At 57.0% G+C, this 16,336-nt stretch carries 17 protein-coding genes; 12 read left to right on the top strand and 5 right to left on the bottom strand.

Features of this window, described 5'->3' with window-relative positions:
• Positions 1 to 260: 260 nt before the first annotated feature.
• The 4 genes from EI291_RS12950 to rnr all read left to right on the top strand — a co-directional run bounded on the left by EI291_RS12950 (position 261) and on the right by rnr (position 6,760).
• Positions 261 to 917 carry a lipoprotein signal peptidase gene (locus EI291_RS12950; protein ID WP_125420545.1) on the top strand — a complete coding sequence of 219 codons (657 nt, stop codon included), beginning with the start codon at positions 261 to 263 and terminating at the stop codon, positions 915 to 917.
• 253 nt (positions 918 to 1,170) lie between these two features.
• Entirely contained in the window at positions 1,171 to 3,174 is a 2,004-nt protein-coding gene (locus EI291_RS12945; RefSeq protein ID WP_125420543.1) for an ABC transporter ATP-binding protein, read from the top strand.
• 117 nt (positions 3,175 to 3,291) lie between these two features.
• Positions 3,292 to 4,041 carry an ATP-grasp domain-containing protein gene (locus tag EI291_RS12940; protein WP_148103408.1) on the top strand — a complete coding sequence of 250 codons (750 nt, stop codon included), beginning with the start codon at positions 3,292 to 3,294 and terminating at the stop codon, positions 4,039 to 4,041.
• Between the two features lie 175 nt (positions 4,042 to 4,216).
• On the top strand, positions 4,217 to 6,760 hold the full coding sequence (gene rnr / locus EI291_RS12935) for a ribonuclease R (protein WP_125420539.1): 2,544 nt from the start codon (positions 4,217 to 4,219) through the stop codon (positions 6,758 to 6,760).
• A gap of 122 nt (positions 6,761 to 6,882) precedes the next feature.
• On the opposite strand, the gene EI291_RS12930 is transcribed toward rnr, so the two are convergent.
• Both EI291_RS12930 and EI291_RS12925 read right to left on the bottom strand, forming a co-directional pair.
• Entirely contained in the window at positions 6,883 to 7,053 is a 171-nt protein-coding gene (locus EI291_RS12930; protein WP_170172631.1) for an energy transducer TonB, read from the bottom strand.
• Complete coding sequence (locus EI291_RS12925) at positions 7,037 to 7,375, bottom strand: hypothetical protein (RefSeq protein WP_125420534.1); 339 nt, start codon at positions 7,373 to 7,375, stop codon at positions 7,037 to 7,039. Before EI291_RS12925 ends, EI291_RS12930 begins: the two co-directional genes overlap by 17 nt.
• A 138-nt stretch (positions 7,376 to 7,513) precedes the next feature.
• Between EI291_RS12925 and EI291_RS12920 the strand changes: the two genes are divergently transcribed.
• From EI291_RS12920 to EI291_RS12910, 3 genes are all read left to right on the top strand, one after another.
• Positions 7,514 to 8,485 (top strand): polyprenyl synthetase family protein, encoded by a 972-nt coding sequence (locus tag EI291_RS12920; protein WP_125420532.1) that lies wholly within the window; start codon positions 7,514 to 7,516, stop codon positions 8,483 to 8,485.
• Between the two features lie 51 nt (positions 8,486 to 8,536).
• Positions 8,537 to 9,175 (top strand): rhomboid family intramembrane serine protease, encoded by a 639-nt coding sequence (locus tag EI291_RS12915; protein WP_125420529.1) that lies wholly within the window; start codon positions 8,537 to 8,539, stop codon positions 9,173 to 9,175.
• Between the two features lie 108 nt (positions 9,176 to 9,283).
• The gene (locus tag EI291_RS12910) at positions 9,284 to 9,568 is read left to right on the top strand and encodes a PLD nuclease N-terminal domain-containing protein (protein ID WP_125420527.1); all 285 of its coding nucleotides are present in this window, start codon (positions 9,284 to 9,286) and stop codon (positions 9,566 to 9,568) included.
• A gap of 74 nt (positions 9,569 to 9,642) precedes the next feature.
• Here EI291_RS12910 and EI291_RS12905 read toward each other — a convergent pair whose 3' ends face one another.
• On the bottom strand, positions 9,643 to 10,263 hold the full coding sequence (locus EI291_RS12905; RefSeq protein WP_170172630.1) for a DUF2939 domain-containing protein: 621 nt from the start codon (positions 10,261 to 10,263) through the stop codon (positions 9,643 to 9,645).
• 80 nt (positions 10,264 to 10,343) lie between these two features.
• On the opposite strand from EI291_RS12905, the gene EI291_RS12900 reads away from it, so the two are divergent.
• From EI291_RS12900 to EI291_RS12890, 3 genes are all read left to right on the top strand, one after another.
• Positions 10,344 to 11,192: a glycerophosphodiester phosphodiesterase family protein gene (locus tag EI291_RS12900; protein ID WP_125420523.1), complete on the top strand. Its 849-nt coding sequence runs from the start codon at positions 10,344 to 10,346 to the stop codon at positions 11,190 to 11,192.
• 253 nt (positions 11,193 to 11,445) lie between these two features.
• Positions 11,446 to 11,844 (top strand): helix-turn-helix domain-containing protein, encoded by a 399-nt coding sequence (locus EI291_RS12895; protein WP_170172629.1) that lies wholly within the window; start codon positions 11,446 to 11,448, stop codon positions 11,842 to 11,844.
• A 233-nt stretch (positions 11,845 to 12,077) separates the two neighbouring features.
• Complete coding sequence (locus tag EI291_RS12890; RefSeq protein ID WP_170172639.1) at positions 12,078 to 12,629, top strand: acyl-CoA thioesterase; 552 nt, start codon at positions 12,078 to 12,080, stop codon at positions 12,627 to 12,629.
• A 74-nt stretch (positions 12,630 to 12,703) separates the two neighbouring features.
• On the opposite strand, the gene EI291_RS12885 is transcribed toward EI291_RS12890, so the two are convergent.
• Together EI291_RS12885 and recF are read right to left on the bottom strand one after the other, a co-directional pair.
• On the bottom strand, positions 12,704 to 13,027 hold the full coding sequence (locus EI291_RS12885) for a DUF721 domain-containing protein (RefSeq protein ID WP_125420519.1): 324 nt from the start codon (positions 13,025 to 13,027) through the stop codon (positions 12,704 to 12,706).
• Between the two features lie 97 nt (positions 13,028 to 13,124).
• Positions 13,125 to 14,237, bottom strand: coding sequence for a DNA replication/repair protein RecF (gene recF, locus EI291_RS12880; protein WP_125420517.1), 1,113 nt, complete (start codon positions 14,235 to 14,237; stop codon positions 13,125 to 13,127).
• Positions 14,238 to 14,305: 68 nt separating this feature from the next.
• On the opposite strand from recF, the gene pdhA reads away from it, so the two are divergent.
• Both pdhA and EI291_RS12870 read left to right on the top strand, forming a co-directional pair.
• Entirely contained in the window at positions 14,306 to 15,478 is a 1,173-nt protein-coding gene (gene pdhA, locus EI291_RS12875; protein WP_125420515.1) for a pyruvate dehydrogenase (acetyl-transferring) E1 component subunit alpha, read from the top strand.
• Positions 15,479 to 15,532: 54 nt separating this feature from the next.
• Complete coding sequence (locus EI291_RS12870) at positions 15,533 to 16,309, top strand: tetratricopeptide repeat protein (protein WP_125420513.1); 777 nt, start codon at positions 15,533 to 15,535, stop codon at positions 16,307 to 16,309.
• Positions 16,310 to 16,336: the final 27 nt, after the last annotated feature.

The following is a 16,336-nucleotide window of genomic DNA, read 5'->3' as shown; positions in this document are numbered from 1 at the left end:
ATAAGCCAATCGCCGCCCCCGAAACGGCGGTTGGCACACCGGCGCACAAAGCCCGAAACCGGCTCCTGATTTCGGTTAAAAACGGTACAAACAGCTACCAAAAACATATACCAACGGTGTTGAAGCAGGATTTCGCCCACGCGCAGCGAAGTCCAAAAATCTTCGTCACTTTGTGCTACGAGAGGGGAGAGGTACCGCTCCTGACACCGTGTCAGGCACGAAGTCTCACTTCTCACTTCTTGCCTCTCACCTCACACCACATGAAATACTGGAAGTACTATCTGGTGGCCTTGCTGGTCATCGTCATTGATCAGCTCTCCAAGTGGGCCGTGCACCGCTACATGCCCATGGGGATGCCCGGGGAAATTCCGCTGCTCGGCGACTGGTTTAAGCTGCATTACACACTGAATCCGGGCATGGCCTTCGGAGTGGAACTGCCGCCACCCTACGGCAAAATCCTGCTCACCAGCTTCCGGCTGGTAGCCGTGGCGGGCATTGCCTACTACATCTACCGCCTCTGGAAGCAGCGCGCCCCCAACGGCCTGCTCGTGTGCATTGCCATGATTCTGGGCGGGGCCCTGGGCAACGTCATCGACTCTATTTTCTACGGTGTCATCTACAACAACGCGCCCTACAATGCCCCTACGCCCTGGTTCCACGGGCAGGTAATTGACATGCTGTACGTGGACATCTACGAGGGCATTCTGCCGGCTTCCTGGCCGCTGGTGGGCGGCTCGCATGTCTCGCTCTGGCCCATCTTCAACATTGCCGATTCGGCCATTTTCGTGGGCGTGGCGCTGATTCTGCTGTTCCAGAGCCGGTTTTTCGCGCACCATCAAGCGGCGCATCCGGTAGCGGCTGATGATGTAGCCGCCGCCCAGGCCCGCCGCGACGCGGAAGCCTCGGAAGTAGCGTAGAAAACTGGTTGCATCAGTTGAAAACGGTCCGTTGGAGCAATCCGGCGGGCCGTTTCGTTTTTATCTGGCATTCTGATTTTACGAAGAAGGGACTTGTACTTGCGCCACTAAAACAACTCTGCGGGAAACACAACGCCCTCTGCGGGCTAAGTTTCTGCCCCGATATTGTGCATGCATCATGGGGTCCTTCGCTTCGCTCAGGATGACAGATGAAGCGTAGTGTATCTTTACTGACTTGCCTGCATTCCAGCTCATGTCCCAGCCCATCCTCTCCGTTCGCAACCTCACCATCGATTTCAACAGCCACCGCGGCACTACGCGGGCCGTGCAGGATATTTCCTTTGAGTTGCACCGGGGCGAGACGCTGGCCATTGTGGGGGAATCGGGCTCGGGTAAATCGGTTACTTCGCTGGCGCTGATGGGGCTGATTCCGCTGCCGCCTGGCCAGATTGTAAGCGGTGAAACCCGGTTTCAGAGTGAGGCGCTGGGGGAGGTGGATCTGCTGAAGCTCTCGGACCAACAGCTGCAGCGGGTACGGGGCAACGACATCAGCATGATTTTTCAGGAGCCGATGACTTCCCTGAATCCGGTGTACACCTGCGGCAGTCAGGTAGTGGAGGCGCTGCGCCTCCACACCACGCTCACGGAAAAAGAGGCCGAGGCCCGCACCATCGAGCTGTTCACGATGGCTCAACTGCCCCGGCCCGAAAAGATATTCAAAAGCTACCCCCACGAAATCAGCGGCGGGCAGAAGCAGCGCGTGATGATTGCTATGGCCATGGCCTGCAACCCCGCCATCCTCATTGCCGACGAGCCCACCACCGCCCTCGACGTAACGGTGCAGGCCCAGGTGCTGCGCCTGATGGACGGTCTGCGCCGGCAGCACCAGACGGCCGTCATCTTCATCACCCACGACCTGGGAGTGGTGGCCGAAATAGCCGACCGGGTGCTGGTAATGTACCGGGGCTGGGTGGTGGAGCAGGGCCCCGTGCTGGATATTTTTACCAATCCGCAACACCCCTATACAAAGGGCCTGCTGGCGTGCCGGCCAAAACTTTCCATCGGGCGAAAAAAACTTCCTGTAGTAGCAGATTTTATGCAGGAAACGGCCGAAGGAGGCTTTATTTCCACTCAAACCACCAGTACGCAAGTTGCTGAGGATGTTGCAGGTGAAAGTGTTGCTTTAACCTCTCAAAGCGGGCCTGAGACCACCAAAACGTTCCCCGTGGAACATGGTGTTTCACGGCCTGTGGAACCGGAATTTGGCCTCGAATCAGCTCCTGGACTGGAATCGGGGCAGCCGTTGCTGCTGGATGGCGCCGGTGCAGCTGCCCGGGTTGAAGAAGTAAGCCCGGTGGCGGCACATGAAGTTGAAAATGCAGGGCAGCCTCATCATCAGCCAGCCAACAGCCAACCGGTGACAAACCCCAATGCTCCGCTGCTGCAGGTGGAAAACCTGAACGTGCACTTTCCCATTCGCAAAGGCTTTTTCAACCGTACCAGGGAGTATGTGCGGGCCGTGGATGGGGTGAGCTTCGAGGTTTACCCTGGCGAAACCGTGGGGCTGGTTGGGGAGTCGGGCTGCGGCAAAACCACCCTTGGCCGCACGCTGCTGCGGCTGGTAGAGCCCACTTCCGGCAGCATTCTGTTTGAAGGGGTGGACCTGGCCACGCTGCCCGCCGAAGAGCTGCGCCGGAAGCGCCGGGAGTTCCAGATGGTGTTCCAGGACCCCTACGCTGCCCTCAACCCCATGATGACCGTGGGCGAGGCCATTCTTGAGCCCATGCGCGTGCACGGTGTGGGTGGCACCCGGCAACAACAGAAGGACCGGGTGCTGGAGCTGCTGCGCACAGTGGGCCTGCGGGAGGAACACTACATGCGCTACCCGCACGAGTTCAGCGGCGGGCAGCGCCAGCGCATCTGTATTGCCCGGGCCCTGGCCCTGCAGCCCAAATGCATCATCTGCGACGAATCCGTATCGGCCCTCGACGTATCGGTGCAGGCCCAGGTGCTCAATCTGCTCAACGACCTCAAGCGCGAGTTCGGCATCACCTACCTCTTCATTACCCACGATTTGTCGGTGGCCCGCTTCATGAGCGACCGGTTGCTGGTAATGCGCCAGGGACGGATTGTGGAAAGCGGCCCCGCCGCTGATATCTACGCCAATCCCCAACACGAGTACACGAAGCAGCTGCTGGCCGCCATTCCCAAGGATACTCCCGCCGATATCCGCGCCGCTGTAGCCAGCCGGGGGTAGAGGCGGGCCGATTGTAGATTCAGTATGTTGCTCTCCCTCGTGCTGGTGTTATAGGGCAATGGCCTTAAGCACGAGGACGCGAATAGTGTGCCTCCACTTTGTAAGCTGTTCCCCCTGATGCACGTTATCTATCCCTCGCTGCCTTACGAAGTGCGCACAGTGGATCCGTTGTGGGAACCCGAATGCGCGTGGGTGCGGGAGCAGGGGTGGAGGGTAAGTTTATACGACAGCGAAACACAGCGTCGTTGGCCGGCCTCTCCGGTTACAGAACCTGCCGTGTACCGGGGCTGGATGCTCTCAGCTGAGGAGTACGAGCTATTGGCAGCCCAGTTTATCCTGCAGGTATCGGCCGCCAGCTACTTGGCTTCGCATCAGGCTTCGGGTTGGTACGACGCTATCCGATCATTCACCTTTTCGAGTGTATTTGGGCCGGCCGCTACGGTGCCCGATTTCACGGGCGGTCAGCGCTACTTCGTGAAGGGGCTGGTGAAATCATTTGGCGACGACTCTGTGGTAGCTTCGCCGGAGCAGTGGGTTCGCCTGTGCCGGGTGCATGAACTATTGCCCACAGAGCTGCTGTTCATACGTCAGTTCACTCAGTTGCAGGCTGGTTCCGAGCGGCGCTTCTTTGTGGTGAGCGGCGTGGCCTACGGTGCTGCCGCTGCCCTGCTGCCCAATGAGCTGCAGCCGGTACTTGACCTGCTGCGCCCCCGTTTGTTTTACAGCCTGGATGTGGCGTACACAGCCGCCGGCCAACCGGTAGTAGTGGAGGTAGGAGACGGGCAAGTGTCCGATTTAAAGGAGTGGAGCCTGCTCGATTTTGGCTCCCTTGTCCTGCACCAACTGGCCCGCGTAACGCAACCGTAACTACCTATTTCTTCCCCGGAATAGTTATTCCGCGCTATATTTCGTATTATCTCTCCGAAGCCCGTTTAGGGGCTGGATTACTTTACCTCCGGGAACTGCGTAGTACTACCGGTTTCCCACTTATTCAACCCCGCCGCCTGCGAAAACGACATCTTCTGGCGGCCCCCTTTTCTACATGAAAGAAAAAGACGAACCCGCCGCCCCCCGCGCCTCCCGCGCGAAGGCAGCCCGCCGCAGTGAAGCTGTGGCGCCCTCCATTTCCCAGGACCTCGTGTTCCGCATCTTCCGCGACAACCCCGGCAAGATCCTGTCTTACCGCCAGCTTTCCCGCCGCCTGGGCGTGACTACCAAAGAGCAGCGCGACGACATCTTCGCTCACCTGAAAAGCCTGAAGCAAAAAGGCCTGCTCACGCTGCTGCAGAACGACGAGTACCGCCTCTCGGATGCCAATGCTGCCCACGCCGCTACGGAGCCCGCCAGCGGCCGTAAAACGCGCCGTAACGAGCGGGAACCATTTGCCGCCACCAACCGTCGCGCCGGCCGGCCCATGGAAACAGAATTTGGCCAGGACCCCGTGGTGCACCGCCGCCGCGAGGCGGGGTTCGACTTCGCCAATGCCGACGACCCCACCAATTCCTTCCGCCGTCACCGTCCTGATGGGGGCGGCGACATTATTACGGGCACCGTGGCCCTGGCTACCTCTTCCTACGCCTTCGTGATTTCGGAGGAAAGCGAGCAGGACGTGCGCGTGTTTACCGACCGCCTCAAGTTTGCCATGCACGGCGATACGGTGCGCCTGCGCCTGCGCGGCTCCCGCGACGGCAAGCCAGTGGGCGACGTGCTGGAAGTAACCAACCGGGTGCGCCCTGAGCTGGTAGGTCGCCTGTATATGCAGGGCCCGGTAGGCTTCGTGAAGCCCGACAACCGCAAGGTGTACTTTGAAGTGATGGTGCCCGAGGAACAGTTGCACGGCGCCCAGCATGGCGACAAGGTGCTGGTGCATATCACCGAGTTTCCGGATGGCGACACCGGCAATTTGCCGGTGGGTGAGGTTAAGCGCAGCTTCGGCAAGGCCGGCCAGAACGAAGCCGAAATCAATGCCATCATGGCTGAGTTCGGGCTGCCGTTTGAATTCCCCGCCGAGGTGGAAGAGGAGTCGGAAAGCATTCCGCTGGAAATCCCGCAGAGCGAGATAGAGCGCCGCCGCGACTTCCGCCACATCACCACCTTCACCATTGACCCCGCCGATGCCAAGGACTTCGACGATGCCCTCAGCATTCAGCGGCTCGAAAACGGGCACTGGGAAATTGGCGTGCACATTGCCGACGTGACCCACTACGTGCGCTCCGGTATGGCCCTGGAGAAAGAGGCCCGCTACCGCGCTACTTCCGTGTATCTGGTGGACCGCGTGATTCCTATGCTGCCTGAGCGCCTCAGCAACGGCCTCTGCTCCCTGCGCCCCAACGAGGACAAGCTCACCTTCTCGGCCGTGTTTGAGCTGGACGAGAACGGCAAGCTCTACAGTTCCTGGTTCGGCAAAACCATCATTCACTCCGACCGCCGCTTCGCCTACGAAGATGCCCAGGAGCGCATCGAAGGGTTGGAGGCTGACTATACCCAGGAGATTCAACTGATGAACAGCATTGCCAAAAAGCTCTGTGCGCAGCGCTTCAAGCAGGGTGCCATCAGCTTCGAAACCCAGGAGGTCAAGTTCAAGCTGGACGCCGATGGTAAGCCCCTGGGCGTGTATGTGAAGGAGCGCAAGGATGCCCACAAGATGATTGAGGAGTTCATGCTGCTGGCCAACCGCAAGGTGGCTGAGTTCGTGTTCAAGCTCAAGCCCCGCAAGCCCCGCCTGACCATGGTGTACCGCGTGCACGATGCTCCCGACGAGGACCGCCTCCAGAACTTTGCCCTCTTCGCCCAGAAGTTCGGCCACCAGCTGGACCTCTCCAACCCTAAGAAGCTAAGTGCCGAGCTGAACGATTTGAGCAGTGAGGTAGTGGGCCGCCCCGAGCAGAACGTCATCCAGACGCTGGCCATCCGGACTATGGCCAAGGCCACCTATACCACCGACCCGCGCGGGCACTTCGGCCTGGCTTTCGAGCACTACTCGCACTTCACCTCGCCCATCCGCCGCTACCCCGACATGATGGCCCACCGCCTGCTGGAGCATTACCTGGAGGGTGGCAAGAACATGGAGGTGGAGCCCATTGAGGAGGAGTGCAAGCACTCCTCGGAGCGCGAGAAGCTGGCCGCCAATGCCGAGCGCGCCAGCATCAAATACAAGCAGGTGGAGTTCCTGCAGGACCGCATCGGCGACCAGTTTACCGGCGTGGTATCGGGCCTGACGGAGTGGGGCCTGTACGTGGAAATCGAGGAGAACAAGTGCGAAGGCATGGTGCGCGTGAGCGACATCCCCGGCGACTACTTCGAGCTGGACAAGGATAACTACCGCCTCGTGGGTAAGAACTCCAAGCGCATCATCCAGTTCGGCGACGAGCTGCAGGTGGTGGTGAAATCGGCCAACCTGCTGGACCGTACCATCGACTTCGAGCTGGTAGACAACCGCCCCGATTCGGTGAAGCGCCGGGAGCAGGAGGAACGCGCCGCCGGCCGGGAAAGCCGCCGCGGCTACCGCCCCGAGAAGAGCAGCAAAGGCGGCCGCCCCGGCGGCGGCGGCAAGTCGGGCGGTAGCGGCAATAAGCGCCGCCGGTAACGGCTGGTCATTGCGAGGCAGAGCCGAAGCAATCCGTCCTTTTCAGCATGACAGGTTTCGACCTATTCAAAAGCCCCTGGCATCGGTTGATGGCAGGGGCTTTTTGCTGCGGCGTGCTGGGCTCAGAAATTCACTGGGATGGTAAGGGCCATGGGCACCGGCTTGCCCTCGCGCCGGCCGGGCATGAACCGGGGCAGCCGGCGCACACACTCCACGGCGGCGGCATCGTAGGCCGGGGAGAGGCCATGACCGGGTGCTACCTGTACCTCGGTTACCTCACCCGTAGCAGACACAACCAGGTTCACCAGTACCCTGCCGCGGGCCGCGGGGGCGTTGCAGTTTTTTTCGGAGAAAGTTCAGCATGTTCTCCTGCCCGCCGGGGAAAGCCGGCATCACCTCCACGTAGGTGTACTTGCCCGTGGTAAGCGGCAGCGAGTCGATAACTAGTGAAGGAGTAGGGGCGGCAGGGGCAGCCGGTTTGGGGGCGGGCCGGGGAGGGGGCGTAATGGGGGCGGCCGGCCGGGCATCCCACCAGTTGTAGGAATTCTGGGCGTGGGTTGGGGCGGCAGTCAGTAGCAACAACCCGACGGCCAGGAGGTAGGTAGCAGTAACCATAGCCTAGTGAAAATTGTCTGGTTGCTGAACGCGGGAAGTCAACCCGAAAGTACGCGGCCCGGTGGTAGCCCGGTCCTGCTTTCATACCTTCCCCTAAGCCGCCGTACCTTGCCTGTCTCAACCTTGACCCCGCCATTCGTGGATCTTTCTTTCTTCACCAGTAAACTCTCGGCCGGCCTCGCGGGCCTCTCCTACGGCGAGCAGCCCACCACCCTCTACGAGCCCATCCGCTACATCATGGCCCTGGGCGGAAAGCGCATCCGGCCCCTGCTTACCCTGCTCGGGGCCCACCTCTTCACCGACGACCTCGACGCCGTGGTGAAGCCCGCCCTGGCTACCGAAGTCTTCCATAACTTCACCCTGATCCACGACGACCTGATGGACCAGGCACCCCTGCGCCGGGGCCAGGCCACCGTGCACGAAAAGTGGAACCCCAACGTGGCCATCCTCTCCGGCGACGTGATGCTGGTGCGGGCCTACGAAATGTTCCTGGACGTGCCCCCGCACTTGCTGGCTCACGTGCTGCGCCGCTTCTCCCAGACCGCCGCCGAGGTGTGCGAAGGCCAGCAGTGGGACATGAACTTCGAAACCGAGACCGAAGTCAGTATTGAGCAATACCTGGACATGATCCGGCTCAAGACGGCCGTGCTGTTGGGCTTCGCTCTGGAACTGGGCGCTCTGCTGGCCGGCGCTTCCCGCGAGGATGCCGACCACCTGCGCCAGTTTGGGGTAGGTATCGGAGTGGCCTTCCAACTCCGCGACGACCTGCTGGACGTGTACGGCGACACAGCCACCTTCGGTAAGCGCGTGGGTGGCGACATTCTCAGCGACAAAAAGACTTACCTCCTGCTCACCGCCCAGGCCCAGGCCAATGCCGCCCAGCGCGCCACTATGGCCCGCCACATCGGCCAGCCCGTTACGGATGCTGACGCCAAGGTGCAGGCTGTGCGTGCCATCTACGATGAGCTTGAAATTCGCCCCCAGACGGAAGAACTCATCAACCGCCACTTCCTCGATGCCCTGCAGCACCTGGAGCGCGTGGCGGCCCCCGAAACGCGTAAACAGCCCCTGCACCAGCTGGCCCTGCAGCTGCTGGAGCGGGAGCAGTAACCACAGCTGCAGTTTACTGCCTTTTCTTACCCCATTTCAGCGCACTCCTTCATGCAACTCTCGCCCACGCTGGTTCTCGCCGTCCTCACCGCCGGCATTTCACTCTACGCCTGGTCCAACCCGGCTTTCTACGACAGCTGGATTCTGGACCCCTACCGCGTGAAGCGCCACAACGACTGGTATAGGTTCATCACCTCCGGCTTCCTGCACGCCGATTTCGGGCACCTGCTATTCAATATGCTGGCCTTTTATTCCTTCAGCCAGACGGTAGAGTACATCTTTCTGCAGCTGTTCGGGCCCACTACCGGCGTCCTGTATTTCCTGCTGCTGTATCTGGGCGGTATTGTGGTATCCGACATACCCACGTACCTACGCCACCGCGACGACCCCGGCTACCGCAGCCTGGGTGCATCCGGTGGGGTAGCCTCGGTTATCTTCTCGGCTATCCTGTTCAATCCTACTGCTAAAATTGGGATATTTCCCTTACCTCCTCAATTAGGTATTCCGGGCTTTCTCTTCGGCTTCCTGTACTTGGCCTATTCCTACTACATGGGCCGCCGCCGGGGCGACAACATCAACCACGATGCCCACTTTTACGGTGCGCTGTATGGAGTTGTGCTCACGTTCCTGCTGCTGCCCAAGGTAGGGGGTATTTTCTGGCAGCAAGTACAGAATTACATAGGTAATTAATTGATAATCAGTGTTTTATAAAATAAAATATAGATTTTCGTATATCTATTTCCGTCATGCTGCGTACAGAGGGCAAATTACTCTCTCAACCAAAATGCTCCCTGCACCATGAATAAGCTCCTTTCTCTGCCTAATCGTGCTTTAGCCCTTCTGCTACCTCTTACTCTTGCTCTCACGAGTTGCAGTAAGTATGATCAGTATGGCAACACACGCTTCATCTGGATTATTATTCTGGTTCTGGATGTACTGGCTATGTTCGACGTCTTCCGTCAGCCCTGGACCATTGGCAAAAAGATTCTCTGGCTGGCCATCATATACTTCATGCCATTTTTAGGTCTGATTCTGTACTACATGTTTGCCGGCCGCGGTAAGTCCAATACCGGCGTCATCTAAGGGTCATCTCAATGCAACAAAAAGCCCCGGTACCTCACAGGTGCCGGGGCTTTTTGTTGTGCGATACCTCTCGGCTACCGGCCCAGCAGGTGCTGTTTTTCCATGCGGGCAACGTGCTTCAGAATGTCGCCGGTGTTGCTTATTTCGGTGGCCTGCCAATGGTCGCCCCGGTCCTGCATCTTTACCTCTACTACCACGGTGGTATCGTAGCGTGGCTGCGTAAACTCCAGCCCGATGAAGGCCTGCTCACCTTCTTCCCGGGAGTATTTCACGCCCTTAAACGTGCTGCCCTTGCCCACCACTTTATCGGCCAGGCCCAGTATGGATACATTCATCGGGCGTTTATCGGCAGCTTCCGCGGCGGCCTGGGGTGAGCCTGTTTCCACGTAGCGTTTCACTTCTTGCCGGGCTGCTTGGGCCAGCTGCGGCTTCAATAAGCGCAACGCCCCTTTCATGGCAAAGCCTCCTGGATTTAGTACACCCAGTGCCGAGCTCTGCGCTGCCACCTGATCTACCAGGCTGCCCGTTACGCTGCTCACGTCCACGTACCGCTCAAAGGCCGCCGCATCGTGGTCGGTTACGGCCTTATAGGCCTGCATCAGCGAGTACTCAGGGCCTGTGCTCAAATGGCGATAATACAGATAGCCACCGCCCGCCAAGGCAAGTAAGGCAATCAGCAAAACGATTCTTTTCATGCGAATTGAATGGGTAAAAAGTTGGGCAATTGCGTATCTGGCAGTGAAAATATGGTGAGTTCCTCTTTTGTCAAGCGCCCATGCCTGTAAGTCCAGCACCCGCCCCTTATACCCCGGAAATTCACGGCCATCGGGGCTGCAGAGGCCTCGCACCCGAAAACACATTGCCCGCTTTCCGTCGTGCCCTGTTGCTGGGCGTTGATGTGCTGGAACTGGATGTGGTGCTGTCGGCCGATAATGAGGTTGTCGTGTCCCATGAGCCGTGGATGTCGGCCGCTTTCTGCCTGACTCCTTCGGGGCAGCCTATTCCGGCCGAACAGCAATTCCGCCACAACCTCTATGCAATGCCCTACGCCACCATCCGGCAATATGATTGTGGCAGCCTGCGTCACCCGCTTTTCCCTGAACAGCACTCGGAGCCGGCATTCAAGCCATTGCTTCGGGAGGTAGTGGCCGCCGCCGATATCTTCGCCGACCAGTTGCACAGGCCCCGGCCGCGGTTCAGTATTGAAATCAAATCGTCGCCGGAAGGGGACAGGATCTGGCATCCGGAGCCTGCGCAGTTTCTGAAAATAGTTCTTAACGAGCTGCGGACACTGGACCTGCTTTCCCGTACTACCCTGCTATGCTTCGATAAGCGCATCCTGCAGTTGGCGTATGGCATCGTGCCCGAACTGCCCCTGTGCCTCTTAGTAGAAGACCAACGGCCGCCTACGGCACACCTGCACGAACTCGGATTTATACCGGCAACATACGGGCCCGACTTCCGGCTGGTAACCGCTAGTCTGGTTGCCGAATTAAATTCCCTGCAGATACACCTAGTCCCCTGGACGGTGAACGAGTTGCCCGACTTGCGCAGGATGTTAGCCTTCAGGCCCCGCGGAATTACCACCGATTATCCTGACCGGCTCATCGACTTACTGAAGTAATCAATCCAATACCCCGCATAGTAGCGTCAGCTACTATGCGGGGTATTGCTATTTGTAACACCACTGCCTTGATGTTACTTGTGCCAAACACTGTAACACTATTTGTATCGTTATATATGTGTTTATGTTACGCTTTACACACTGTATCGTTGTATATTTTGTAACTATACATACGTTCGTGTCGCGTTCAAATTTGTTACTATTTAATACATATGTATATTTACACATCCACCTGAAAATTACGCTTGTTACTATGCCGCATCAAGGCGAAATACTGCAGGAAGCAATCAAAAACAGCGGAATTTCTATTACGCGCATCGTGGATGAGCTCGGTATTACACGCCCCACCATCTATCGTAAATTCAAGGATGATACGCTGGATTACGGTTTTGTAAAGCGGGTTGGTGAGATTATTGGACACGATTTCTCTAGCGACTTTACATCTTTACAACAATCTGTATTGCCATTTGCGGTTAATAGTGTTACAAATAGTGTAACAAATAGCCCTGTAAAGCCTGTTTTACACCGTAGTGTTACATCGCCTACAGTTGATCCTGATATCGCCAAGCAGCTGATGCAGCTTCAACAGAAGTACATTGCTCTACTGGAAGCTTATAATGACCTGCTGTTAAAAGTCTACGGTCCCAGGTGACAGATATGTTCCACGTGAAACATATCTGTCATCTATACAGTCAAATCGAGTGTATAACTGCGGTGGAAAGCTAGAGAGGTAAATGGCCGTGGATAGGTATTCAGCAAAGGGAAATGCACGATGAAATTGTGTAACACGCCCACTAAGAAGTGTGTACACAATATGTTTTTAATGTCTGCTGCTCTTGGATAATAGCAAGCGACTGCAACCCCACAAAAGATAGTATGCGTGTAATGCCTGACTACCGCCCGGTGTCTTATTCCCGGGTAACCCTTACTGAGTTGATGATTCCCGCCTATGCCAATTTTGGCGGTAAGATTCATGGCGGAACGCTACTGTCCCTGATGGACAAGGTGGCGTATGCGGCTGCCTCCAAACACGCCGGGACCTACTGCGTGACAGTGAGCGTTGACGGGGTAAACTTCCTGCAGCCGGTGGAGGTAGGGGAGTTGGTTTCTCTGATGGCCTCTGTGAACTATGTAGGCCGGACCTCGCTACTAGTCGGTATCAAAGTAATTGCCGAGGATGTCCGGAGTGGCACGGTTAAGCACACCAATACCTGCTACTTCACAATGGTAGCCAAGGACGATGAAGGTCGGCCAACAGTTGTGCCAGGCTTGGAGCTGGAAACACCGGATGATTCACGTCGCTTCCTGGAAGCCATCAAGCGCCGCGAGTTCAAGGAGCAGTACCGGCAGGAGTTCGATAATGTTCGTTCACGGCTGGCAGTAGAAGAGCAGCCCCATCTACTGGATGGGGAGCGGTGCCGGATAGCATACCTGTAGAAACAAGAGCTGTCTACGTAGATACCTGATACCAGAAATGGTAAAAGGGCCACAGAGCAGGGGAGAGAAAGGTCTTATAGAAAGACGACTTCTTTAATAATATCTTCTCCTACCTCTGCATTGAGGTTCTCCAGTACACGGGTTTTAGCCATGAACAACTCGTGCTTTAGCGGGGCCGAAGAAAGCCTCACAAAAAGCTTGCTGTTGCTCACATATACCTGCTGCGTTTTCATAGCTACGGCCTTGCCCATCACTTTCTCCCAACTCGCCACAACCGTTACCTCGTTGAGCTTGCCCTGCAAACGGTAAGCGCGCAGCAAAGCCGTAATTCCGTCCTTCAGCGAAACAATATCTGACTGACGGGAATTATCGGATGAGTATGGTTTTTTGAGTGCCATTATGATTATTAACGCGCGTAGCGAAATGCCACTCTGCCTGACTCCAAAGATACCACAACCCAAGCCGACAGCTGGTAAGGCAGGATAGGAAGATTGGCTAAAGCTGCTGAATAGTGCCTGCCTGAACATGAAACCGACGGATGTCTTCCGACAGATCAGCCAGCACCCGGTCCGTTCGTTCCAAATGAGTATCGGTCAGAAATATCTGTCCGAAGGTATGATTGGCTACCAGTTGCATAAGCCGGGTAATACGCTTCTCGTCTAGTCGGTCGAAGATGTCGTCGAGGAGCAGCAGGGGCTTCTGCTGTTTGTGTAATGCCAGGGTTTCAAACTGCGCCAGCTTAAGCGCAATGGCAAAGGACTTTTGTTGCCCCTGCGACCCGTAGTTTTTCACCGGCATGCCATCCATCAGGAACGTGAAGTCGTCTTTGTGAGGCCCCACAGTAGTACGCTGCAACACCAGATCCTTACGTTCCTGCAGGCGTAGCAGCTTCAGGAAGTCGGCTCCGGGCAACTCACTCTTATAGGTAAGAGTAACATGCTCGCGGGCGTCAGCAAGCTGCTCATAATGTCGCTGGAAGACCGGCTCGAATTCCACCAGAAATTCCTGTCGGCGCTGCGCCAGCTGTTCTCCTACCGGGGCCAGCTGCTCATCCAACACCAATAGGTAGTCCCGGTCATAACCAGCCTGGCGGTCCGTGGCCAACTTCAGCAAGGAGTTGCGCTGCTTCAATAGATGCGTGTACCGGATCAGCTGCTCCAGGTACTGGTGGTCGAGCTGGGAGATAAGACTATCAAAATACTTACGCCGCTCTTCACTGCCCTGTCGGATCAGGTCGGTATCGTAAGGGGAAATAAGCACTACCGGATAGCGGCCGATGTGGTTGGATACCCGCTCATAAGGCTGCTTATCGTGAGTCAGGGTTTTCTTCTGCCCCAGGCGCAGGCTGCATTGAATAGTCTCTGACTTCTCATCAGCCCCCTGATTAAATCGGCCCTTTATGACGAAGAGCTCTTCCCCCTGCTTGATGCTCTGGGTGTCAGCAGTGGTGAACGCACTCTTGGTAAGAGAAAGGTAATGGATAGCATCCAGCAGATTCGTCTTGCCACTGCCGTTGTCACCCACGAAGCAATTGATGTGGGAGGAGAAGCGCAGATTCGCTTCTTCATAGTTTTTAAAGAACAGCAGATGGAGGCTTTCGAGGTTCATGCTTAAGGTTCGGAATTGCAATCCTTTTACGTACTTTCGCATCCCAAACGCGAACAACCGAAAGCAAGATGGCGGAGACGAAAGTAAAGGCTGCCCCCAAGGCTTCCAATTCGACGAAAAAATCGTCGGCCCCGAAAGCTGCCCCCAAGGGCAAAGCTGCTGCAACCGTGAAGCAGCCTGATCCGGTATTGCCCGCCACTAATGCAGAGGCAAAAGCGGCAACGGGTGCCCCCAAAGCAACGACCCCAACCAAACTGGAATTCCCGAAGGAAACCTACCTGACCTGGTATGAGCAAATGCAGCTCATGCGGAAGTTCGAGGAGAAGGCTGGGCAGTTGTACGGGCAGCAGAAGATTAAGGGTTTCTGCCACCTCTACATCGGCCAGGAGGCCTGCGTAGCCGGGGCGGTATCAGCGCTGACCAAGGACGACAAGTGGATTACCGCCTACCGCGACCATGCGCATCCGCTGGCTTTGGGTACCTCGCCAAATGCCATCATGGCCGAGCTGTTTGCCAAAGCCACTGGCTGCTCCAAAGGCAAAGGCGGCTCTATGCACATCTTCGATAAAGATGTGAACTTCATCGGTGGCCACGGTATCGTGGGAGCCCAGGTACCCATGGGTGCCGGTATTGGCTTTGCCGAGAAATATAACAAGACTGGCAACCTGTGCATCGCCTACATGGGCGATGGTGCCGTGCGCCAGGGTGCCCTGCACGAAGCCTTCAACATGGCCATGCTGTGGAAGCTGCCCGTCATCTTCGTTGTGGAGAACAACGGCTACGCTATGGGTACCTCGGTGCAGCGTACCTCCAACGTAACGGAGCTCTACCACATCGGCCGGGGTTACGATATGCCCTCGGAGCCGGTGAATGCCATGAACGTAGAGGACGTGCACAACGCCGTAGCCCGTGCTGCCGAGCGCGCCCGTGCTGGTGAAGGCCCCACCTTCCTGGAGTTTAAAACCTACCGCTACAAAGGTCACTCTATGAGTGACCCCGCCAAGTACCGCACCAAGGAGGAGTTGGAGGACTACCGTTCCCGCGACTCTATTGAGGCAGTGCGCCACACCATCCTGACTCACAAGCTGGCCACCGAAGAAGACCTGACAGCTATTGATGAAAAGATCAAAGCTCAGGTACAGGAGTCGGTAGAGTTTGCTGAGAACTCGCCCTACCCAACGGCCGATGAGTTGTTCAAGGACGTGTACGTGCAGCAGGACTACCCTTACATCCGCGACTAGTAAAGCGGACGCCCATCTGGCCGTAGGTATCGGCCGCCTTTTCGAGTATTCCACATGTCAAAGATTCCCTTCACCGGTAAAAGCCAACAGGCCCGTCAGCAGCAACAGCGCGTAGTATCGTCGGATCCGCTGCAGCCTGCCGAAGCCTACAATCCTGAGCACCCGCTCCTGGAAGACCCCGATGCCCTGGCTCTGCGCCTGGCCGAATCGGAAGATTTCCTGCGCCGCAACAAGAACGTGCTACTAGGTTTGCTGGCAGTAGTGGTGCTGGCCGTAGCCGGTGGCTTTGGGTATTATCTGTGGCGTGGTTCTCAGGACACCAAAGGACAGGCTGCTCTATTCCAGGCAGTGGACTATTGGGAAGCGGACTCGCTGAACAAGGCGCTGAAAGGGGATGGTCGGAACCTTGGTCTGGAGAAAGTAGCCGCAGAATACAGCGGTACAGATGCAGGTAACCTGGCCAACTTCTACGCCGGCGTAGCTTCGCTGAAAAAAGGGGAGTATAAGAAAGCCATTGACTACCTAGAAGACTTCAGCTCGGACGACTACCTCGTGCAGGCCCGGGCTTATGCCCTACTGGGTGATGCGCACCTGGAGTTGAACCAGCCGAAGGAAGCGGCCGACTTCTATAACAAGGCCGCCAACCATAATGCCAACGAGTTCTTCTCGCCCGGCTACCTCATGAAGGAAGCCACGGCCCGCGAACTGGCCAAAGACTACGACGGAGCTATTGCGGCCTACGACAAGGTTATCACGGACTATGCTACGGCCGCCGAGGTAACCGAAGCCAAAGAGTACAAAGCCCGCGCGGAAGGCTTAGCTGGTAAGTAAGTATAGCCAGAGGTATATGATCTGAAA

The organism is Hymenobacter rigui, assembly GCF_003944715.1.
GTDB lineage: Bacteria > Bacteroidota > Bacteroidia > Cytophagales > Hymenobacteraceae > Hymenobacter > Hymenobacter rigui.
This window is presented reverse-complemented; position numbering and strand designations above follow the sequence as displayed.